Source organism: Pseudomonas sp. UBA5568, assembly GCF_002425525.1.
Taxonomy (GTDB): Bacteria; Pseudomonadota; Gammaproteobacteria; order Pseudomonadales; family Pseudomonadaceae; genus Aquipseudomonas; species Aquipseudomonas fulva.
This window is the reverse complement of the sequence record NZ_DIMK01000028.1, coordinates 228,442-247,417: the sequence shown is the minus strand read 5'-3', so window position 1 is coordinate 247,417 and position 18,976 is coordinate 228,442. Positions and strand designations below refer to the sequence as shown.

The window sequence follows — 18,976 nt, the reverse complement described above, 5'->3', positions numbered from 1 at the left end:
GCCTGCCAACGCATTGAGGCGCGGAGCAAGCGTCACCATCAGGCAAAACCCTGAAACCCTTCCGATCCGGCTTGGGCGAAGGCTGAGCTAGCCTTGATCAGGTCTTCTTGATCAGGCACGGACGCCTCATGCATAACCCAGATACCCTGGCACTCGACCTGCACCGGGTGCTCGAAGCCCTGCTTATCGATCAGCGCCTGCATGCCAGCGATAGCGTGCGTGTCCTTGAGCAGGCCGTCGATCACCCCGCTGATCATCCGCTGGAGCAGGTGGCCGCCTGCAACCTTGTCGACCGCCTCCACCCGGGGCAGATACTGGACCTGGATCGGCTTTGCCAATGGCTGGCTGCCAAGGCGGGTCTGCCCTATCTGCGTATCGATCCGCTGCAAATCGACCTGCAGCAGGTGGCTGAGCTGGTGTCGCCGGCCTTTGCGCAAAACCACGGCATTCTCATCGTGGCGGCTGACGCCGCGAGCGTCACCGTGGCCAGCGCACAGCCCTATCAGTGCCGCTGGCAGGCCGATCTTGCCCTGAGCCTTGGACGAACCGTACGGCGGGTGCTCGCAAGCCCTGTGCAACTGCGTCAGGCCGGTGAACCCTTCCAGCGCCTGGCCCAGTCGGTGAAGGGCGCGCATCATCAGCAATCGAACCGCTTCGGCGAGCTCGAGCAGTGGCTGGAGCTGGGCAAACGCCACCTGCAGGCCAGTGCGGATGACGCGCACATCGTGCATATCGTCGACTGGCTGCTGCACTACGCGATCGACCAGCGCGCCAGCGACATCCATCTGGAGCCACGCCGCGACCAAGGGCACTTGCGCTATCGCATCGATGGCCTGTTGCACACCGTCTACGTGTTCCCCGGCGCAGTCATGGTGGCCCTGATCAGCCGCCTGAAGCACCTTGGGCGCATGGACGTCGCGGAAAAACGCAGGCCTCAGGATGGCCGACTGCAAAGCCGCCTGCCAAACGGGAGCGAGGTGGAGCTCCGGTTGTCGACCCTGCCCACTGCCTTTGGTGAGAAGCTGGTTTTGCGCCTGTTCGACCCGCAGCAGTTGCACGAGAGCTTTGATCGGCTCGGCCTTCAGGGGCAGCAATTGAGCCATTGGCAAGGCCTGCTGCAACGGCGCCAGGGCATCATCCTGGTCACAGGGCCCACAGGCTCAGGCAAGACCAGTACGCTGTACGCCAGTCTCAAGCTGTTGGCCACCCCGCAGGTGAACCTGTGCACCATCGAGGACCCCATCGAACGGCTCGAACCCGCGTTCAACCAGTTTCAGGTGCAGCCGGCACTGGACCTGGGCTTTGCCAACGGCGTGCGCGCCATGCTGCGCCAGGACCCGGACATCATCATGATTGGCGAAATACGAGACCCCGATACCGCACGGGTGGCCGTGCAGGCCGCCCTTACCGGGCACCTGGTGCTGTCTACCCTGCACACCAACGACGCCTGTGCCGCAATCATCCGCCTGCAAGAACTGGGTGTGGCTGACTACCTGATCAAAGCGACGTTGATCGCGGTGATGGCTCAGCGGCTCGTGCGTACGGTGTGCAGCCAGTGCCAGGGGCGCGAGGCAGCCAGCTGCAGAACGTGCCGCGGCACGGGCTTTCACGGGCGTACAGGTTTGTTCGAATTACTCGAGCCTAGCGACAACCTGCGGGCTCTGATCGGCCCTGATACAGACCTTGCGCAATTGCGACGCCAAGCCCAGGCAGATGGTCTTGTGGACCTGCTCCGCTGCGGCGAAGCCAAGGTTGCGTGTGGGCGAACCCTGGCAGAAGAAGTCCTGCGTACATGCAGCTGATCAGAAGCGGCAAGTCCCGGAACTTGGCAGGCCCGCGAGCATCCAACCGCACATCTTCAACGCTCACCTTCGAGGTGTCTCATCATGCGTCTCAACACTGCCATCGCTGCCGCAGCCCTGCTCGCGCTGCCCATGGGTTCGGCCATGGCCGATTCCTTCTGGCGTAATGTGATCTCTTCCGGGGCAACCACCGGCTCGACCTACCTGACCTCCCGCGACCACAAGTTGGTGATGGCGGCGCAGGATGATGCCGGCAGCTTCGTAGCCAGTGAAGGCGCTATCCGTGGGCCATTCCTGGAGTCGGCAATCAAGCAGGTGCGCGCGGAACATCCAGGCCTTCACGCGTCCGACATGGAACTGGCCAATGCCATTCTGGCCGAGCATGCAGTAGTCGACTGATCGATACAGCGCCGGCCCCATCGCTGGCAAGCTCGCGCCGGGAGGTCTTCACCCCCTGGCTGCGAGTGCTCATGCCAGTGATGGCCGGACGGCTTACTCGCCGATCGCGGCCTTGTAGCCAGCCGCATCCAGCAGTTTATCCAGATCAGCCTGACTGCTCGGCTTGAGCTTGAAGATCCATGCGTCGTAGGGCTGCTCGTTCAGTTGCTCAGGGCTGTCAGCCAATGCCTCGTTGACGGCGATCACTTCGCCACTGACCGGGGCATAGATGTCGGAAGCGGCCTTGACCGACTCCACGACACCGGCCGCGTCGCCTGCGGTGAACACCTTGCCCACCTCGGCCAGCTCGACGAACACCACGTCACCCAGCGCTTGCTGCGCATGGTCACTGATGCCTACCGTGACGGTACCGTCGGTTTCCAGGCGGGCCCATTCATGGCTTTCGGCAAAACGAAGTTCGGCGGGGATATTGCTCATGTCTTGAATTCCTCGATTGGCTCAGCGGTACGCCCGCCGTTTGATGATGGATCAGATCAGAATCTTGCCATGGCGCACGAAAGTCGGCCTGACCACGCGCACCGGGTACCATTTGCCACGAATTTCCACTTCGGCCCGGTCGCCCGTGGCCATGGGGACGCGTGCCAGGGCAATGGACTTGCTCAGCGTAGGTGAGAAACTACCACTGGTGATCTCCCCTTCGCCAATCCCCGCCACACGGACCACCTGGTGGGCACGCAGTACACCGCGCTCTTCCAGTACCAAACCCACGAGCTTTTCCTGTACGCCCCGCTCGATTTCCGCCAACAATGCCGCGCGCCCGATGAAGTTTCGGCTCGCCGGCTCCCAGGCGATGCTCCAGCCCAGGTTGCACGACAACGGCGTGTGCTGCTCGTCGATGTCCTGCCCGTAAAGGTGCATGCCGGCTTCGAGCCGTAACGTGTCGCGAGCTCCCAAGCCGCTGGGTGCAATACCGGCGCCGACCAGGTCGTTGAAAAAGGTCACGGCCTGGTCACCCGGAAAGATCATCTCCAAGCCATCTTCGCCGGTGTAGCCGGTGCGCGCGATGAACCACTCCCCGTCCATCACGCCTTCGAAGGGGCGTAGCGTGCGTATCAGAGCGGCCCGCGAGGCACTGACCAAAGCAGCTACCTTCTCGCGCGCGTTCGGGCCCTGAACGGCAAGAATGGCGAGGTCCGGACGAACCTGAACGTCGACGGCAAGCCCGTCACGCTGCTGGTCCAGCCACGCGAGCACCCGGGCTCGGGTAGCTGCGTTGGTGACCAGGCGGTAACCCGTCGCCGTGCGGTAGGCGATCAAGTCGTCGATCACCCCGCCCTGCTCATGCAACATGGGGCTGTAAAGTGCCTTGCCAACCTGATCGAGCCGGGCGACATCGTTAGCCAGCAACCGCTGCAACCAGGCCGTGGCCGCATCGCCCTGAATATCAATGACGGTCATGTGGGAAACGTCGAAGACCCCACAGTCACTGCGCACCTGGTGGTGCTCATCGACCTGCGAGCCATAATGCAGCGGCATGTCCCAGCCACCGAAATCGACCGTCTTGGCGCCAAGCGCCAGATGCAGGTCGTACAAAAGCGTGCGCTGTCCCATGGGTTTCTCCTTCCGGGCGTGGCGAAGCGGCAGCAGTGGAGGGCTCATGGCCTTCAGCTGTGTGAACAGCGTTGTTTTGATTGCCTGCTGCGCGAGTGCCGCGCATTGTAGCGGCAAGGGCGCATGCTGGCACCCTTAGTAGGAATGGCCGGGCCTGCGCGCCGAGCGGCGGATCAGGCCAATGACCGGCAGCAGCCCTACCACCACCAGCGTCAATGCTGGCAGCGACGCCCGCGCCCATTCACCCTCGCTGGTCATCTCGAACACCCGTACCGCCAGCGTATCCCAGCCAAATGGGCGCATCAGCAGGGTTGCCGGCATTTCCTTCAGCACATCGACGAACACCAGCAACGACGCGCTCAGTGCGCCTGGCAACAGCAGCGGCAAGTACACCTTGATGAACAGCCCTACCCCGCCCACACCCAGGCTGCGTGATGCCTGCGGCAGCGAGGGACGAATCCGATCCAGGCTGCTCTCCAGCGGGCCGTAGGCCACGGCGATGAAGCGAATGACATAGGCCAGCAGCAACGCCGCAAGGCTGCCCAGCAGCAATGGCCTGCCAGCGCCTCCCAACCAGCTGGACAGCGGCGCGACGACCTGACTGTCCAGGTAACTGAAGGCCAGCATGATCGACACCGCCAGTACCGAGCCGGGCAAGGCATAGCCCAGGTTGGCAAGCCCTACGCCGATGCGGATACCCGGTGTAGGTGCCTGGCGACGGGCGAAGGCCAGCAGCAGCGCCACGCAGACCGTCACCAGCGCTGCAACGCCGCCCAGGTACAGGGTGTGGAGCACCAGGCCGATGTAGCGATCATCCAGATCATGGCGCCCGCGCTGCCAGAACCACACCAGCAGTTGCAGCAATGGGATGACAAATGCGCAGGCGAAGACCAACAGGCACCAGCCGCTGGCCAGCAGCGCCTTGCCACCCTGCAGTCGGTACAGCGCCTGGCCTCTGGGGCGTTCACTGGCGCTGTGGTTGGCGCCCCGCGCACGGCGCTCACCGTACAGCACCAGCATGACGGCCAGCAGCAGCAAACTGGCCAATTGCGCAGCGCTGGACAGGCTGAAGAAGCCATACCAGGTCTTGTAGATGGCGGTCGTGAACGTGTCGAAATTGAAGACCGCCACGGCGCCGAAGTCAGCGAGGGTTTCCATCAGGGCCAAGGCGATACCCGCCCCAATGGCAGGCCGCGCCATGGGTAGGGCCACACGCCAGAATGCCTGCCAGGGGGAGAGCCCCAATACCCGGGCGGCCTCCATCAACCCTTTGCCCTGGGCAAGAAACGCTGTGCGTGCCAGCAGGTAAACATAGGGATAGAAGACCAGCACCAGCACGGTGATCACGCCGCCGGTGGAGCGCACCCGTGGCAGGCGCATGGGCCCGAAAGCCTCACGCAGGGCACTCTGCACTGGGCCGGCGAAGTCCAGCAAACCTACGAAGACGAAGGCCAGGACGTACGCCGGAATGGCGAACGGCAACATCAGCGCCCAATCCAGCCAGCGGCGGCCCGGAAACTCGCACAGGCTGGTGAGCCAGGCCAGGCTGACACCGAGCAAGGAGACGCCCAGACCGACCCCCACCACCAAGGTGGCGGTGTTACCCAGCAAGCGCCCCATCTGCGTGTCGAGCAGGTGGGACCAGATCTGCAGGTCGATCGACTGCCACGACAACAGCAGCACGCTCAGGGGCAGCAGCACGAGGCCAGCGATCAGGGTGACGGGGAGGTACCAACGACGACGGTGGGTGTAGGGCACTTTAGATCTCTATGACGGGCCGCAGCTCGACCCACGAAGAGGCCTTTGCAGGCCTCTCGAGCGGGATGTGGCGCTCAGTTCCAGCCGGCACGGTCCATCAGGCGGATGGCTTGGGCCTGTCGCTTGCCGGCCACTTCCACCGCAATGCTGTCGGCCTTGAAGTCGCCCCACGCGGCGACTTCGTCCGAAGGCTTGACCTGAGGGTTGGCCGGGAACTCCTGATTGAGGTCGGCGAACAACTTCTGCGCCTGTTCACCGGTCATCCATTCCACCAGTTTCGTTGCGGCCTCAGGATGAGGCGCGTGCTTGGTCAGGCCGATGCCGGAGAGGTTCACGTGCACGCCACGGTCTTGCTGGTTGGGCCAGAAAATCTTCACCGGCAGGTTAGGATTCTGCTTGTGCAGCCGGCCGTAGTAGTAGGTATTCACAACACCCACGTCGCACTGACCCGCCTCGACGGCCTGGATCACTGCGTTGTCATCCGAGAATACGTCGGTGGAGAGGTTGTTGACCCAACCCTTGACGATCTGCTCGGCCTTCGCTTCGCCGTGGCTTTCGATCAGGGTGGCGGTCAGGGACTGGTTGTACACCTTCTTCGCCGTGCGCAGGCACAGCCGACCTTCCCACTGCTTGTCTGCCAGGGCTTCATAGGTGCTGAGCTCCGACGGCTTGACCCGTTCGGTGGAGTAGATGATGGTACGCGCCCTCAGGCTCAGGCCGGTCCAGTCGTGGGACGAGGCACGGTACTGAGGCGGGATGTTGCGCTCGATGATGTCGGATCGGATCGGCTGCAGGATGCCCATCTGCTCTGCCTGCCACAGATTGCCTGCATCGACGGTGAGCAGAAGATCCGCCACACCGTGCTCGCCCTCGGCCTTGATGCGCTGCATCAGGGGAGCTTCCTTGTCGGTGATGAACTTGACCTTGACGCCGGTCTCGGCCGTGTAGGCGTCGAACACCGGCTTGATCAGCTCATCGATACGCGAGGAGTAGACCACGACCTCGTCAGCGGCCTGCACGGTACCACCGACAACGCTCAGGGCCAGGGCGGCCAGTAGGGACTTGCGTGGCAACATGGAAGGCGCTCCTCGATCGAATAGAGAGGCGCAGATGGTAGTGAATCCCATTTGAAGGCTCACCCCCATTGCCGTTACTGGATGTTGCAATGTGCCAGGGCCCGCCACGCATCCGCTCTCGCCAACGCGCCAAGAGCAGCCTTTACACCTTGGCCAAATCCGGCAAATCGCCACTCAAGCCCAGTGCCTGTCGCACGAACACAGCCTTGGCCTCTGGCAGCTGCTCAACCAGCTTCAAGCCACTGTTGCGCAGCCAACGCAGCGGCAACTTGTCGGCCTGGAACAACCGCTCGAACCCTTCCATGGCTGCCATCAGCGCCAGGTTGTGCGGCATGCGACGACGCTCATAGCGGCTCAGCACCTTGACATCGGCCAGCCTTTCTCCGCGCTTGCAGGCATCCACCAGGACTTCGGCCAGTACCGCCGCGTCAAGGAACCCCAGGTTCACCCCCTGCCCTGCCAGCGGATGAATGGTGTGGGCCGCATCACCGATCAGCGCAAGGCCTGGTTCCACGTAGCGTTTTGCATGTCGCTGGCGCAGAGGTACGCACAGCCGCGGGTCAGCCTGCAGCACCGTCCCGAGGCGGCCTTCGAATGCACGCTCCAGCGCCTTGAGGAAGGCTGGCTCATCCAGCGCCATCAGCCGCTCGGCCTCGGCCGGCGTGGTTGACCACACGATCGAGCACCAGTCCTGTTTGCCGTCGCGGGTCAATGGCAGGAAGGCGAGCGGACCATCGTCGGTGAAACGTTGCCAGGCGGTGGCCTGGTGATCCTGAGCGCAACGCACGCTGGTGACGATGGCATGGTGCAAGTAGTCCCACTCGCGCGTTTCACAACCTGCCAGGCGGCGAACCGCGGAATGAGCACCGTCGGCTGCGACGACCAGCGGCGCACGCAGCTGCCGGCCGTCGTGCAGCGTCATCAGCCAGTCGTCGCCGGAATGGCGCAGCTGTTCCATGCGCGCATTAGGCAACAGGCCGATGTCGCTGTCGTGCAGGCGCTCGAGCAAGGCATCCTGGACCACTTTGTTCTCGACGATATGGCCCAGCACCTGCGCATGCACGCTGGCGGCGGAAAAGTGGATCTGCCCGGTGCCGCTGCCATCCCATACCTGCATATCCGAATAGGGCGTCGCGCGCCGCCGTGCGATGCCTTCCCAAGCCCCCAGGCGGTCGAGAATACGCTGGCTGGCGGCCGACAACGCGCTGACCCGCGGCTCGAACGGCCCCTGGGCGTCGAACGGCCTGACGGCCAGGGGACCGCCATCGAGCAGCAGCACCTGCAAACCGCTATGGCGCAAGGCGAGCGCCAGCGCGCTGCCGACCATACCGGCACCTACGATCAGAACATCTGCGCGTGTTTCCATGCCTTACGCCAGCCTCGCTTGCGGCTTGAGCCGCACGTATAGGGTTTTATCGACCCGCGCCACCAGTTCACCTGCGCCGTCGCGGATATCGACCTGCAAACGGGGCAGGCATTTCTTGCCGGTGGCGGTCTGCTGGCGGATGTCGTCCAGCAGCGCGTCATCGACATGGAACTCGGCATACACCGGGCCCTTGCCAGGGGTGATGAAATCGATGCTGGCGGCCTTGTCCCAGACGATGTAGTCGCGCCCCAGCCGTTCGATGAGCAAGAGCATGTAGAACGGATCGACCATGGCATAGAGGCTGCCACCGAACTGGGTGCCCACGTAATTGCGGTTCCAGCGGGTGAGTTTCATCGCCACCCGGATGCTGCGCATGTCAGGGCTGATGTGCTGCACACGGATACCGGCGCCCAAGTAGGGCGGATACAGGTTCAGCATCCAGCGCAGAACGCGCGCACGCCGGGCCAGTTTGCGCGGGTTGCTCATGCCTTGCCCCGTACATCGGAACGCGTACCCAGGCCCATGGCCTGGCGGGCGAACCAGCTTTTGGCCGGTGGAAGCAGGTCCAGGCCCAGCAAACCCAGGTTACGGCCCGCGGCGAGCAAAGGCTGGCCGCTGCCGAACAACCGTGTTACCTGATCGGAAAACCCGATGGTGAGCGTTTGATCCAGGCGCTGGCGCTTACCGTAAGCCCGCAAGGTCGCAAGGTCGCCTGGCCGCTGCGGCCCTGCAAGCAGCGCCTCGGCAAGGGACTGCACATCCCGCAGCGACAGGTTGAACCCCTGGCCTGCGATGGGGTGCAGGCTGTGTGCGGCGTTGCCCAGCACAACCAGGTGGGGGCGGATCTGCTCCTGCGCCTCGATCAGCGACAGCGGGTACAGGTGCCGCACGCCTACCTGGCGAAGGGTCCCCAGGCGGTAACCGAAGACGCCCTGCAATTCACGCAGGAAATTGCGCTCATCCATGTCGGCCAGGCGCTGCGCATCCATGCCCTGCCGTGTCCAGACCAGCGCGCAGCGGTTTTCCGGTAACGGCAGCAAGGCCATGGGACCGGCTTCGGTGAAGCGCTCGAAGGCCTGGCCGCGGTGAGGCTCGCCGGGGGTGATGTTGGCGATCAATGCACTCTGCTCATAAGGCGTGTGGCAGACGTGAATGCCCAGTTGCTCACGCAGCCCCGAGCGCCCACCATCGGCCAGCACCGCCAGGTCGCAGTCAATATGCGTGTCGTCATTGAGGCGCAAGCGGTAACCGCCCTCTATGGCCTGCATCGACGTCACTTCGGCCGGGCAGCGCCAGCTGACCACATCGCTGTCCAGGCCCTGCCAGAGGCATTGCCCGAGCCAGGCATTCTCGACCACGTAGCCCAGGGCCGGAACACCTTCCTCCCTCGCGTCCAGGCGGGTGGCACCAAAGCGTCCTCGGTCCGAGACGTGAATCTGTGCGATCGGTTCAGCACGCCGCTCGATGGCAGGCCACAGGCCCAGTCGATCGTAGATCTGGCGGGTCCCGAACGACAGTGCCGAGGACCGCGCATCGTAGCTGGGCTGGAAGCTGTCGCCGGGGGCAAAGGGTTCGATGAGAAGGATTTTCCAACCACGCGCCTTGGCGCCTGCCTGCAAGGTCAGCGCCAGGCTGGCCCCAACCAGCCCGCCGCCGATGATAGCGAGATTCACCTGGGTCATAGGCTGGCCTGACGCGCGTCGTGCATCAACGCCTCGATCTCGGCGACGGTGCGGGGAACGCCCGATGTCAGGATTTCACAGCCTTGCCTGGTGACCACCACATCATCCTCGATCCGAATGCCGATGCCGCGCCATTTCTTGGCCACGCTTTCATTGTCGGCTGCTATGTAAATGCCGGGCTCGACCGTCAAGGCCATGCCTGGCTCGAGCACCCGCCACTCACCGCCCACCTTGTAATCGCCCACGTCATGCACATCCATGCCCAGCCAGTGGCCGGCACGGTGCATGTAGAACGCCCGGTACGCCTCGCTCTCGATCAACGACTGCACGTCACCCTTGAGCAGGCCCAGCTCAACCAGCCCTTCGGTGATCACCCGCACGGTGGCTTCATGGGCATGGTTCCAGTGCTTGCCCGGGGCGATTTCGGCAAACGCCGCTGCCTGGGCGCTCAGAACAAGCTCATAGATAGCCTTCTGCTCGGATGAAAACCGCCCGCTGACGGGAAACGTACGGGTGATGTCACTGGCATAGCAATCGATTTCGCAGCCCGCGTCGATCAGGACCAGGTCGCCCTCCTTGAGCGGCGCGTCGTTCTGCTGGTAGTGCAGGATGCAACCATTGCGCCCTGCGGCGACGATCGACCCATACGCCGGCATCTTTGCCCCGCCCTGGCGGAAGGCGTAATCGAGTTCGGCTTCAAGGCTGTACTCATGAAGGCCCGGGCGGCAAGCCTGCATCGCCCGCACATGGGCCTTGGCAGAAATCTCGGCGGCCGTGCGCATCACTTTCACTTCCGCCGCCGATTTATACAGGCGCATGTCGTGCAGCAGGTGATCCAGGGCAACGAATTCGTTCGGGGGCTGTGCACCGAGGCGGGCCTTGGAGCGAATCACGTTGATCCAGTCCATCAACCTGCGATCGAATTCGGGATTGCTGCCCATGGCGCTGTAGACGCGTTCGCGGCCTTCGATCAGCCCCGGCAGGATCTCGTCGATGTCGGCGATGGGAAACGCATCGTCAGCGCCGAAATCGCGCACCGCCCCCTCCTGGCCGGCCCGCAAGCCGTCCCACAGCTCGCGCTCAGGGTTGCGCTCGCGGCAGAACATCACGTATTCGCCATGCTCGCGGCCAGGTATCAACGCAATCACCGCCTCGGGCTCGGGAAAACCACTGAGGTATTGAAAGTCGCTGTCCTGGCGGTACACGTGCTCGACATCACGGTTGCGGATGGCAACGGCGGCGGCAGGCAAGATGGCAATGCTGTTGGGGACCATCTGCGCCATCAGCGCCTTGCGCCGGCGGGCATATTCGGCCTTGGGAATGCGGCTCATGGGCAGGCTACCCCGTGGTTCAGTGCAGAGAAGGCTTGGGCGCAGGCGCTGCAGGCTTGGCCAGTTCGGAAAACAGCAGCAACGGCGCGACGCGCAGGTATTCCATCACTTCCATGTAGTCGCTTTCGCCGTCTTCGGATTCTTCCAGCGCTTCCTGGACCTGGGAGATGGCCACCAGGTCCTGGAGCACTTCCTTGGCCTCGATGGACAGGTCCTTGCCACCGGCGTTCAGGCCGAAGCCTGTGATGAAGCCCTGGCACCACTGCCCCAGGGCGGTGGCGCGATCGGTCAGCGCAGCGTCGTCGGACGGCAGCAGCAGCACGATGGCCATATCGTCGCTGGTAAGCTCGCCCTTGACCATTTCCTGCAGGCCAATCAGGGCATTGCGCACAGCGTCTTGCGGTTCGGTTTCCAGCAACTGGGCCGCATCGGCCAGCCAGCCGTCGGCATCGAAGCCGGCGCCCGCACAGCTGCGGCCGATGAGCAGGCCGTGCAGTTCGGCGGGTGTGACGGGGTGGCCATTGCTGGAAAGCAGCATGGCGAAGGCAACGTAGGGCGATTGAGTATTGGGCATGGGCTGCTAGGCGCCGGAGGGCGCAATGACTAGAATGAAGGCCTTGTATCCTAGCACCGGCAGGCGCGCCAAGACCATCGGCACTGGCAGCCACGGCCCAGGGAGAGGCATCATCGCAAGATGAGTCAATGACGGAGCGAATCGAGTGCAACCCACGCAAGAGAACGACCTGCAGGCCCTGATGAGCCGATTCGAGCTGCTGATCGAGCGTGTCGGGCAACTTAAACGGCAAAATGCACTCCTAGTAGCTCAGGAAAAGTCCTGGCGCGAAGAGCGCGCCCACCTCATCGAAAAGAACGAGATCGCCAGACGCAAGGTCGAGTCGATGATCTTGCGTCTCAAGGCCCTGGAGCAAGACTCATGAGTTCAAGCAATAGCGTCACCGTGCAGATCCTCGACAAGGAATACTCGATCATCTGCCCGCCCGAAGAGCGCAACAACCTGGTCAGTGCAGCTCACTACCTGGACAGCAAGATGCGCGAGATTCGCAGCAGCGGCAAGGTGATCGGTGCCGACCGCATCGCGGTCATGGCGGCGTTGAACATTACCCACGAGATGCTCCATCGCCAGGAAGACCGCAGCGCTGCTCCGGCCGGCGGGGCCACGCGCGAGCAGGTGCGCGATTTGCTGGACCGGGTCGACCAGGCGCTGTCCGACGAGACGGGTACCAAAAAAAACTGAGGTTGTTATACTGGCGCCACTCCCTGGTGGATGCGCCAGTCGGTTATGTCCCTGAGCCGATACGCACAACCACGGGGGTTGCACGCTGGGGCAGGTGTGCATGTCCGCTCGACGGAAAGCCTTAATGTCCCCTGCAATCTCCACCTTGAACTTTCGGGTTCAAGGGCTACACCGATAGCGGTCTTATCGGGGAGCCCGAATTCCTTTGCCCGCCTCCCGGCGGGCAAATCGTTTTGGCCAACAGCAATGGCCAGCACCCTCGGATCGCCCGTGCCATGACCGACACCGCGACGCTCACCCGCCCTCAACTTCGCAGGCACTTGCGCAATGCGCGCAGGGCGCTCACGCCCGCGCAACAGCGTCAGGCCGCTGCGGGCCTGTACCGTCTGCTGGCACAGCACCCGCTCTTTCGCAAGGCCAGGCATATCGCCTTGTACCTGCCCAACGATGGCGAGATCGACCCTGCATTGCTGCTGCGCGAGGCGCAGCGACGCGGCAAGCGCACCTACTTGCCGGTGCTGCATCCATGGCCACGCACCCGCATGGTGTTTCAGCGATTCGAGAAGGGCGAGAAACTCACGCCCAACCGGTTCCGAATCCCTGAGCCGACCACCGACCGCAGGCGTCAACGCCCCGTATGGGCACTGGACCTGATTCTGCTGCCCCTGGTGGGCTTCGACGACGCGGGAGGGCGACTGGGCATGGGAGGTGGCTTCTATGATCGCAGCCTGGCTTACCTGGCTCGCCGGCAGACCTGGAAAAAACCACGGCTGCTAGGCTTGGCGCATGAGTGCCAGAAGGTCGAACGGCTAGCACAGGCCAGCTGGGACGTGCCTTTGCAGGGAACGGTCTCGGATCGTCACTGGTACGTGGCACCACGCTGAGCGGTGCCGGGAGGGTCAGCGTTGCGCCTGACCGGCTTCGTACGGCATCTGGTAGGCGTTATCCAGCTTGCGCTCCCAGATCCCCTGCGCATAACCGGTGGTAACCACACCCAAGCCAAAGATGAACACCAGGACCCACAGTAGGTCCGGCTTTTTACGTTGATTCATCGACGATTGCCCCCCAGGCAAACTGTTCAGTGCTCGGCGACTTCTGGGTCGTACCTGAGCATCGCACCTCAAACGGGGCGCATTCTCCGACAACCTGAGCCACCACGCAAACGTTGACGTCAACCAGTCGTCGGTTTGATTGAACGAGTTATTTCAAAGCATTTCTGGAGCAAACAACATGGCCTATTGGCTGATGAAGTCCGAGCCCGACGAACTGTCCATCGAAGGTTTGGCTCACCTTGGCGAAGCCCGCTGGGACGGTGTGCGTAACTATCAGGCGCGCAATTTCCTGCGTGCGATGAGCGCGGGGGACATGTTCTTCTTCTACCATTCCAGCTGCCCTCAACCTGGCATCGCCGGCATTGCCAAGGTCATCCGCGCAGCCTATCCGGACCCCACTGCGCTGGACACGCAGAGCCCTTACCACGATGCCAAGGCCACGCCCGACAAGAACCCGTGGAGCGCGGTAGACGTGGCTCACGTGCGGACACTGCCACGCGTGCTTGAGCTGGGCTGGTTGAAACAACAGCCAGCCCTGGCCGAACTGGCGCTGGTGCAAAAGGGCAGTCGACTGTCGGTCATGCCGGTAACGGCCGAGCAATGGACTGCCATCCTGCCGATGGATTGAGGCACCTGCCCCGCTCCGACATTCCCATGAAACCCAGCCTTCAGTGGCTGACCGAAGACCGGATTAGCCGCTCACTGGACGATCAGGTTGTTGAACAGCAGGTCCTCGACGATCGGCTTGCCCTCTTCGGTCTCCATCACCTGCTGAACCTGCTTGAGCGCCTCCTGGCGCAAATGCTCCTTGGCCTCCACATTGCTCATGCTGTCCACGGTCTGCTGGGTAAACAGTGCGACGAGCTGGTTGCGGATCAGCGGTTCATGGTGCTGTACCGCCTTGGCGGCCTCATCCCCGGTCACTCGCAACGCGACATCGGCCTTGAACACCCGCAACCGCGGACCACCATCGAGCGCATAGTTACCTACGAACGGCGGTGTCAGCGTGATATAGGCCACCTTGGGCGCGCCCTCCTTGGCCTCCTCGGCCACGGCTGCGGCGGGTAACACCAATGCCAACACCATCAATATCCACGCTTTCACGAAATCGCTCCTCTATTCAGGTGGCGCCAGCTTAACCAGCACATCATTCAAACCCAAGCCTGGGCTTATGCCGGCTCATCAGGACAAGCCATGCTCGTTGACCCGACTGGCGGCCCTCCTACACTTATCGGCCATTACCCGCAAAGGAATAGGCCACGATGAAAGCGCTGCTCTGCAAGCACCTGGGCCCGGCCCGCGACCTGGTCCTGGAAGACGTGCCCAGCCCAACGCCCAAGCCCAACGAAGTGCTGCTGGACGTGCAGGCGGCAGGGGTCAACTTTCCCGATACCCTGATCATAGAAGGCAAATACCAGTTTCAGCCGCCCTTGCCCTTTTCTCCGGGTGGAGAGGCGGCGGGCACGGTCGCAGCCGTCGGCACCAAGGTGGACGCCTTCAAGGTGGGTGACCGCGTCATGGCGCTGACCGGCTGGGGTGCTTTCGCCGAGCAAGTGGCAGCGCCCGCCTACAATGTAATGCCCGTGCCAGCCGGCATGGACTTCATTACCGCCGCCGCATTCGGTATGACCTACGGCACCTCGATGCATGCCTTGCGCCAGCGCGGTCGATTGCAAGCCGGCGAAACCTTGCTGGTATTGGGTGCGTCCGGCGGGGTGGGCCTGGCAGCGGTTGAGATCGGCAAGGCCATGGGGGCGCGGGTTATCGCGGCTGCCAGCAGCGCGCAAAAGCTCGCGGTGGCCCGTGCCGCCGGTGCTGATGATCTGATCGACTACAGCCAGGAAAATCTGCGCGAGGCCATCAAGCGCCTGACCGATGGCAAGGGTGTGGATGTGATTTACGATCCGGTCGGCGGCGAGCTGTTCGAGCACGCCGTGAGGGGCCTGGCGTGGAACGGTAGGCTGTTGGTGGTAGGTTTTGCCAGCGGCAGCATTCCCCAATTGGCAGCCAACCTGGTGCTGCTCAAGGGGGCGGCGGTGCTGGGCGTGTTCTGGGGCGCGTTTGCACAGCGCCAACCGGAGGATAACGCAGCCAACTTCAAGCAGCTGTTTGCCTGGCACGCGCAGGGCAAATTGAAGCCGCTCGTCTCACAAACCTACACCCTGGCCGACGCGGGTACGGCCATCGAAACACTGGGCCAGCGCCAGGCGGTCGGCAAGCTGGTGGTGGTGCCGCCCGGCACCTGATCACCGTTCGCGCAGGTCATGACAGCGCCTGAAGCGCGCCTCCAGGTTGCGATCAGGCATGTGATGGCTGCGCAGGGCGTGAAGGGTCTGCTCGACATAATCACGCGTGGTGCCATACCGCCCTTTAGCGCTGGCCAGTATGTGGCTGAGCACGTTATCCGGCAGATTGCCCGCATAGCAAGGCAGATGCCGCTCCAGCACGAAGCCCAGGGCCTGTACCTTGCTGCCATCGTCGAGCCGGCAGTTGAGCCAGTGCGGGCGGTAGGCCGGGTAAGGCATTTCGCGCTGCCACAGGGCACGAAGCGACGCATCGAGGGTGGCATCGTCCAGCCTGTAGGCAAAGCCGCTGCACGAGCCGCCTCGATCCAGACCGAACACCAAACCGGGGGTTTCAGGCGTGCCACGGTGCTCGTGCGACCACAGGTACAAGCCCCGGTGGTAACCATGCACCCGCGCACGTCGACGCTCCACCGCGCTGCACTCGGGCCGCCAGATCAAGGAGCCATAGGCGAACAGCCACACCGGCCCGCCCTGGTGACGGGACATGGCGGCTTGCATGGAGTGATGCAGTTGCTCGTGGGTCAGTTGCTGACCAAAATCGAGCGAAGGGGGGTATGGGACTTGCCAGGATGAACGTTCGAGCGCCGACATAAGCTGCCGCTATGATTCCCTGTGAACAAAGCATGTAACGTGGCCGAGCCTGATGCGTTAGCCACTGGGTCGTTGACCAGAGCCCTCAGGCAAGTCATTTACGGCAGTCGCGCCAGGCGGTGTATAAGCTAAGTCAGGGCAAGGGGCTGAACAAGTGCATGCAGAGCTTTTCACGCCAGGCGCCGACGACCGGCCGTGCAGCGCGTCAAGTGCGTACGGGGTGGCGCGGGCAGCCTGACGGGCGCCGCGCACCGCGAGGGGATGCTTCAGCCGCGAGGCGCGTAAGCGAACACGTCCGCACGCATGCGGTGCGCATCCATGCCGGCGTCCACCAGCGCATCGAGCGTGGCGTAGATCATGTTCGGCGAGCCACTGGCGTACACGTGTACGCCGTTGAGGTCGGCAATGTCCTCGCAAACCGCTTCGTGCAGCATCCCACAACGGCCCTCCCAGCCACACAGGTCGCTGACCACCTGGTGCAGGGACAGGTTGGGCAGACTCAGCCACTGATCCCAATGCTCGATCTGATAGAAGTCTTCCGGGCGTCGTACGCCCCAGTACAAGTGAACAGGGTGTTTGAAGCCCTGAGCGCGGCAGTGTTCCACAAGGCTGTGCATCTGCCCCATGCCGGTACCGGCGGCGATCAGCACCAAGGGGCCGTCGGGCAGTTCGGCCAAGTGGGTATCGCCGAAGGGCATTTCGATACGAGCCAAGCGCTCGCGCTGCAATTGCTCGATCAACTGCACGGCGCTGGGCTCGCGCGCCAGCACGTGCAATTCAAGCTCACGCCCTGCATGGGGAGCGGATGCCAGCGAAAAGGCGGCCGGCTTGCCCGCTTCACGTTCGATCATCAAATACTGCCCGGCATGGTAGCGCGGCGGCTTGCCCGCAGGCGCCAACAGGCGCACGCGCCAAACGTCGCCACCCACTTCACGGCATTCACTGACCGTGCAGGTCAGCTTGCGCACCGGCAGCTCGCCCAAGGCCAGCACGCCGTCCCATAGCAGGATGCAATCTTCGAGCGGCTCGGCGATGCAGGTGAATAATTCGCCATGGTCCCGGACTTCTCCGTTCTGGCGCACACTGCCTTCGACCAGCAACGCAGCGCAGACATGACAGTTGCCATTACGGCAGCTGTTGGGGCAGTCATAACCCAGCCGACGCGCACCTTCCAGGATCCGTTCCCCGGGCTCTAGCGTCAGCACTGCTCCGGACGGCTGCAACGTTACCTGCATCAATCTATTCCCAACTGATCCCACAGCTCATCGATACGCCGGGTGACGGCTTCGTCCTTGACGATGACCCGCCCCCACTCGCGTGTAGTCTCGCCCGGCCACTTGTGCGTGGCATCCAGGCCCATTTTCGATCCCAGCCCCGACACTGGAGAGGCAAAGTCCAGGTAGTCGATCGGCGTGTTGTCGATCATCACCGTATCACGCTTGGGGTCCATGCGTGTGGTGATGGCCCAGATCACGTCGTTCCAGTCGCGGGCGTTGATGTCGTCGTCGGTCACGATAACGAACTTGGTGTACATGAACTGTCGCAGGAACGACCACACACCCAGCATCACGCGCTTGGCATGCCCCGGGTACTGCTTCTTCATGGTCACCACCGCCATGCGGTAGGAGCACCCCTCCGGTGGCAGGTAGAAATCGACGATTTCCGGGAACTGTTTCTGCAGGATCGGCACGAACACTTCGTTCAGCGCCACGCCAAGAATCGCCGGTTCATCCGGCGGCCGGCCGGTGTAGGTGCTGTGATAGATAGGGTTTTGCCGGTGGGTGATGCGCTCGACGGTGAACACCGGGAAGCTGTCCACTTCGTTGTAGTAACCGGTATGGTCCCCATAGGGGCCTTCAGGCGCCATCTCGCCTGGGTGGATTACCCCTTCGAGGATGATCTCGGCCGTGGCCGGCACCTGCAGATTGCTGCCGCGGCACTTGACCAGCTCAGTGCGATTACCCCGCAACAGGCCCGCGAAGGCGTATTCGGAAAGCGTATCGGGCACTGGGGTCACTGCACCCAGGATAGTGGCAGGGTCTGCCCCCAACGCCACGGCCACTGGGAACGGCTGGCCGGGATTTTTTTCACACCACTCACGGTAGTCCAGGGCGCCGCCACGGTGGCTGAGCCAACGCATGATCACTTTGTTGCGGCCAATCACTTGCTGCCGGTAGATGCCCAGGTTCTGGCGGTCCTTGTTCGGGCCGCGCGTGACGGTCAGGCCCCAGGTGATCAGCGGTGCCACATCGCCCGGCCAGCAATGCTGAATCGGCAATGCGCCAAGGTCCACGTCCTCTCCTTCGAGCACCACTTCCTGGCAAACGGCGTCCTTGACCACCTTCGGCGCCATCGATACCACTTTCTTGAAGATCGGCAGCTTGGACCAGGCGTCCTTGAGCCCTTTCGGGGGTTCAGGCTCCTTGAGAAACGCCAGAAGCTTACCGATCTCGCGCAGCTCATTGACCGACTCGGCACCCATGCCCATGGCCACCCGCTCAGGCGTGCCGAACAGGTTGCCCAGCACGGGAATGTCGAAGCCGGTCGGCTTTTCGAACAACAGCGCAGGGCCTTTGGCACGCAGCGTGCGATCGCAGACCTCGGTCATTTCCAGCACTGGGGAGATCGGGACCTGGATGCGCTTGAGCTCGCCGCGCTGTTCCAGGCCACGAATGAAGTCGCGCAAGTCGCGATACTGCATGCATGAGCCTCGTGTTGGCCGTATCGGTCGGGGGTTCAGAGTGTAG

At 63.2% G+C, this 18,976-nt stretch carries 21 protein-coding genes and 1 other RNA gene; 8 read left to right on the top strand and 14 right to left on the bottom strand.

Features of this window, described 5'->3' with window-relative positions; genetic code table 11:
* The first annotated feature begins 128 nt into the window (after window positions 1–128).
* Together B2S33_RS09895 and B2S33_RS09890 are read left to right on the top strand one after the other, a co-directional pair.
* Window positions 129–1,802 carry a GspE/PulE family protein gene (locus B2S33_RS09895; RefSeq protein ID WP_049695305.1) on the top strand — a complete coding sequence of 558 codons (1,674 nt, stop codon included), beginning with the start codon at window positions 129–131 and terminating at the stop codon, window positions 1,800–1,802.
* A gap of 84 nt (window positions 1,803–1,886) precedes the next feature.
* The gene (locus tag B2S33_RS09890; RefSeq protein ID WP_027913431.1) at window positions 1,887–2,201 is read left to right on the top strand and encodes a DUF2388 domain-containing protein; all 315 of its coding nucleotides are present in this window, start codon (window positions 1,887–1,889) and stop codon (window positions 2,199–2,201) included.
* A 93-nt stretch (window positions 2,202–2,294) separates the two neighbouring features.
* On the opposite strand, the gene gcvH is transcribed toward B2S33_RS09890, so the two are convergent.
* From gcvH to B2S33_RS09845, 9 genes are all read right to left on the bottom strand, one after another.
* Entirely contained in the window at window positions 2,295–2,678 is a 384-nt protein-coding gene (gene gcvH, locus B2S33_RS09885; protein WP_027913430.1) for a glycine cleavage system protein GcvH, read from the bottom strand.
* A 51-nt stretch (window positions 2,679–2,729) separates the two neighbouring features.
* Complete coding sequence (gcvT, locus tag B2S33_RS09880) at window positions 2,730–3,812, bottom strand: glycine cleavage system aminomethyltransferase GcvT (RefSeq protein ID WP_104926625.1); 1,083 nt, start codon at window positions 3,810–3,812, stop codon at window positions 2,730–2,732.
* A gap of 135 nt (window positions 3,813–3,947) precedes the next feature.
* Window positions 3,948–5,570 (bottom strand): ABC transporter permease, encoded by a 1,623-nt coding sequence (locus B2S33_RS09875; protein WP_280076468.1) that lies wholly within the window; start codon window positions 5,568–5,570, stop codon window positions 3,948–3,950.
* A 74-nt stretch (window positions 5,571–5,644) separates the two neighbouring features.
* Entirely contained in the window at window positions 5,645–6,646 is a 1,002-nt protein-coding gene (locus tag B2S33_RS09870) for an extracellular solute-binding protein (RefSeq protein ID WP_028686754.1), read from the bottom strand.
* A 142-nt stretch (window positions 6,647–6,788) separates the two neighbouring features.
* Window positions 6,789–8,012, bottom strand: a complete 1,224-nt coding sequence (locus tag B2S33_RS09865) for a 2-octaprenyl-3-methyl-6-methoxy-1,4-benzoquinol hydroxylase (RefSeq protein WP_027913426.1) — start codon at window positions 8,010–8,012, stop codon at window positions 6,789–6,791.
* 3 nt (window positions 8,013–8,015) lie between these two features.
* Window positions 8,016–8,498: a DUF4442 domain-containing protein gene (locus tag B2S33_RS09860; RefSeq protein ID WP_027913425.1), complete on the bottom strand. Its 483-nt coding sequence runs from the start codon at window positions 8,496–8,498 to the stop codon at window positions 8,016–8,018.
* A complete protein-coding gene (gene ubiH / locus B2S33_RS09855; RefSeq protein ID WP_027913424.1) occupies window positions 8,495–9,694 on the bottom strand; it encodes a 2-octaprenyl-6-methoxyphenyl hydroxylase in 1,200 nt (399 codons plus the stop codon). Before ubiH ends, B2S33_RS09860 begins: the two co-directional genes overlap by 4 nt.
* Window positions 9,691–11,025 carry a Xaa-Pro aminopeptidase gene (pepP, locus tag B2S33_RS09850; protein WP_028686758.1) on the bottom strand — a complete coding sequence of 445 codons (1,335 nt, stop codon included), beginning with the start codon at window positions 11,023–11,025 and terminating at the stop codon, window positions 9,691–9,693. Before pepP ends, ubiH begins: the two co-directional genes overlap by 4 nt.
* A 19-nt stretch (window positions 11,026–11,044) precedes the next feature.
* Window positions 11,045–11,599, bottom strand: coding sequence for a YecA family protein (locus tag B2S33_RS09845; RefSeq protein WP_027913422.1), 555 nt, complete (start codon window positions 11,597–11,599; stop codon window positions 11,045–11,047).
* A 181-nt stretch (window positions 11,600–11,780) separates the two neighbouring features.
* Here B2S33_RS09845 and B2S33_RS09840 point away from each other — a divergent pair, with 181 nt between their 5' ends.
* From B2S33_RS09840 to B2S33_RS09825, 4 genes are all read left to right on the top strand, one after another.
* A complete protein-coding gene (locus tag B2S33_RS09840; RefSeq protein ID WP_288650198.1) occupies window positions 11,781–11,963 on the top strand; it encodes a TIGR02449 family protein in 183 nt (60 codons plus the stop codon).
* Entirely contained in the window at window positions 11,960–12,280 is a 321-nt protein-coding gene (locus tag B2S33_RS09835) for a cell division protein ZapA (RefSeq protein ID WP_023532287.1), read from the top strand. Before B2S33_RS09840 ends, B2S33_RS09835 begins: the two co-directional genes overlap by 4 nt.
* A gap of 17 nt (window positions 12,281–12,297) precedes the next feature.
* A non-coding RNA gene (gene ssrS / locus B2S33_RS09830) (6S RNA) lies at window positions 12,298–12,477 on the top strand.
* 78 nt (window positions 12,478–12,555) lie between these two features.
* On the top strand, window positions 12,556–13,164 hold the full coding sequence (locus B2S33_RS09825) for a 5-formyltetrahydrofolate cyclo-ligase (protein ID WP_027913421.1): 609 nt from the start codon (window positions 12,556–12,558) through the stop codon (window positions 13,162–13,164).
* Between the two features lie 15 nt (window positions 13,165–13,179).
* On the opposite strand, the gene B2S33_RS09820 is transcribed toward B2S33_RS09825, so the two are convergent.
* The gene (locus tag B2S33_RS09820) at window positions 13,180–13,332 is read right to left on the bottom strand and encodes a hypothetical protein (RefSeq protein WP_023532702.1); all 153 of its coding nucleotides are present in this window, start codon (window positions 13,330–13,332) and stop codon (window positions 13,180–13,182) included.
* Between the two features lie 178 nt (window positions 13,333–13,510).
* On the opposite strand from B2S33_RS09820, the gene B2S33_RS09815 reads away from it, so the two are divergent.
* Window positions 13,511–13,960 (top strand): EVE domain-containing protein, encoded by a 450-nt coding sequence (locus tag B2S33_RS09815; protein ID WP_049695304.1) that lies wholly within the window; start codon window positions 13,511–13,513, stop codon window positions 13,958–13,960.
* Between the two features lie 71 nt (window positions 13,961–14,031).
* On the opposite strand, the gene B2S33_RS09810 is transcribed toward B2S33_RS09815, so the two are convergent.
* Window positions 14,032–14,436 (bottom strand): flagellar basal body-associated protein FliL, encoded by a 405-nt coding sequence (locus B2S33_RS09810; RefSeq protein ID WP_027913419.1) that lies wholly within the window; start codon window positions 14,434–14,436, stop codon window positions 14,032–14,034.
* A 158-nt stretch (window positions 14,437–14,594) separates the two neighbouring features.
* On the opposite strand from B2S33_RS09810, the gene B2S33_RS09805 reads away from it, so the two are divergent.
* Window positions 14,595–15,578 carry an NADPH:quinone oxidoreductase family protein gene (locus B2S33_RS09805; protein WP_288650192.1) on the top strand — a complete coding sequence of 328 codons (984 nt, stop codon included), beginning with the start codon at window positions 14,595–14,597 and terminating at the stop codon, window positions 15,576–15,578.
* Here B2S33_RS09805 and B2S33_RS09800 read toward each other — a convergent pair whose 3' ends face one another.
* From B2S33_RS09800 to ubiD, 3 genes are all read right to left on the bottom strand, one after another.
* Complete coding sequence (locus B2S33_RS09800; protein ID WP_027913417.1) at window positions 15,579–16,229, bottom strand: gamma-glutamylcyclotransferase; 651 nt, start codon at window positions 16,227–16,229, stop codon at window positions 15,579–15,581.
* Window positions 16,230–16,495: 266 nt separating this feature from the next.
* A complete protein-coding gene (locus tag B2S33_RS09795) occupies window positions 16,496–17,464 on the bottom strand; it encodes a CDP-6-deoxy-delta-3,4-glucoseen reductase (protein ID WP_027913416.1) in 969 nt (322 codons plus the stop codon).
* Window positions 17,464–18,930, bottom strand: coding sequence for a 4-hydroxy-3-polyprenylbenzoate decarboxylase (gene ubiD / locus B2S33_RS09790; protein ID WP_027913415.1), 1,467 nt, complete (start codon window positions 18,928–18,930; stop codon window positions 17,464–17,466). The genes B2S33_RS09795 and ubiD overlap by 1 nt, the downstream gene beginning before the upstream one ends.
* Window positions 18,931–18,976 lie beyond the last annotated feature (46 nt).

What these genes read in the sequence shown, in the direction of transcription:
- B2S33_RS09895 (WP_049695305.1), top strand. Translation starts at nt 129, where the DNA reads ATGCATAACCCAGATACCCTGGCACTCGACCTGCACCGGGTGCTCGAA.
- B2S33_RS09890 (WP_027913431.1), top strand. Translation starts at nt 1,887, where the DNA reads ATGCGTCTCAACACTGCCATCGCTGCCGCAGCCCTGCTCGCGCTGCCC.
- gcvH (WP_027913430.1), bottom strand. Translation starts at nt 2,678, where the DNA reads ATGAGCAATATCCCCGCCGAACTTCGTTTTGCCGAAAGCCATGAATGG.
- gcvT (WP_104926625.1), bottom strand. Translation starts at nt 3,812, where the DNA reads ATGGGACAGCGCACGCTTTTGTACGACCTGCATCTGGCGCTTGGCGCC.
- B2S33_RS09870 (WP_028686754.1), bottom strand. Translation starts at nt 6,646, where the DNA reads ATGTTGCCACGCAAGTCCCTACTGGCCGCCCTGGCCCTGAGCGTTGTC.
- B2S33_RS09865 (WP_027913426.1), bottom strand. Translation starts at nt 8,012, where the DNA reads ATGGAAACACGCGCAGATGTTCTGATCGTAGGTGCCGGTATGGTCGGC.
- B2S33_RS09860 (WP_027913425.1), bottom strand. Translation starts at nt 8,498, where the DNA reads ATGAGCAACCCGCGCAAACTGGCCCGGCGTGCGCGCGTTCTGCGCTGG.
- ubiH (WP_027913424.1), bottom strand. Translation starts at nt 9,694, where the DNA reads ATGACCCAGGTGAATCTCGCTATCATCGGCGGCGGGCTGGTTGGGGCC.
- pepP (WP_028686758.1), bottom strand. Translation starts at nt 11,025, where the DNA reads ATGAGCCGCATTCCCAAGGCCGAATATGCCCGCCGGCGCAAGGCGCTG.
- B2S33_RS09845 (WP_027913422.1), bottom strand. Translation starts at nt 11,599, where the DNA reads ATGCCCAATACTCAATCGCCCTACGTTGCCTTCGCCATGCTGCTTTCC.
- B2S33_RS09840 (WP_288650198.1), top strand. Translation starts at nt 11,781, where the DNA reads ATGAGCCGATTCGAGCTGCTGATCGAGCGTGTCGGGCAACTTAAACGG.
- B2S33_RS09835 (WP_023532287.1), top strand. Translation starts at nt 11,960, where the DNA reads ATGAGTTCAAGCAATAGCGTCACCGTGCAGATCCTCGACAAGGAATAC.
- B2S33_RS09825 (WP_027913421.1), top strand. Translation starts at nt 12,556, where the DNA reads ATGACCGACACCGCGACGCTCACCCGCCCTCAACTTCGCAGGCACTTG.
- B2S33_RS09820 (WP_023532702.1), bottom strand. Translation starts at nt 13,332, where the DNA reads ATGAATCAACGTAAAAAGCCGGACCTACTGTGGGTCCTGGTGTTCATC.
- B2S33_RS09815 (WP_049695304.1), top strand. Translation starts at nt 13,511, where the DNA reads ATGGCCTATTGGCTGATGAAGTCCGAGCCCGACGAACTGTCCATCGAA.
- B2S33_RS09805 (WP_288650192.1), top strand. Translation starts at nt 14,595, where the DNA reads ATGAAAGCGCTGCTCTGCAAGCACCTGGGCCCGGCCCGCGACCTGGTC.
- B2S33_RS09800 (WP_027913417.1), bottom strand. Translation starts at nt 16,229, where the DNA reads ATGTCGGCGCTCGAACGTTCATCCTGGCAAGTCCCATACCCCCCTTCG.
- B2S33_RS09795 (WP_027913416.1), bottom strand. Translation starts at nt 17,464, where the DNA reads ATGCAGGTAACGTTGCAGCCGTCCGGAGCAGTGCTGACGCTAGAGCCC.
- ubiD (WP_027913415.1), bottom strand. Translation starts at nt 18,930, where the DNA reads ATGCAGTATCGCGACTTGCGCGACTTCATTCGTGGCCTGGAACAGCGC.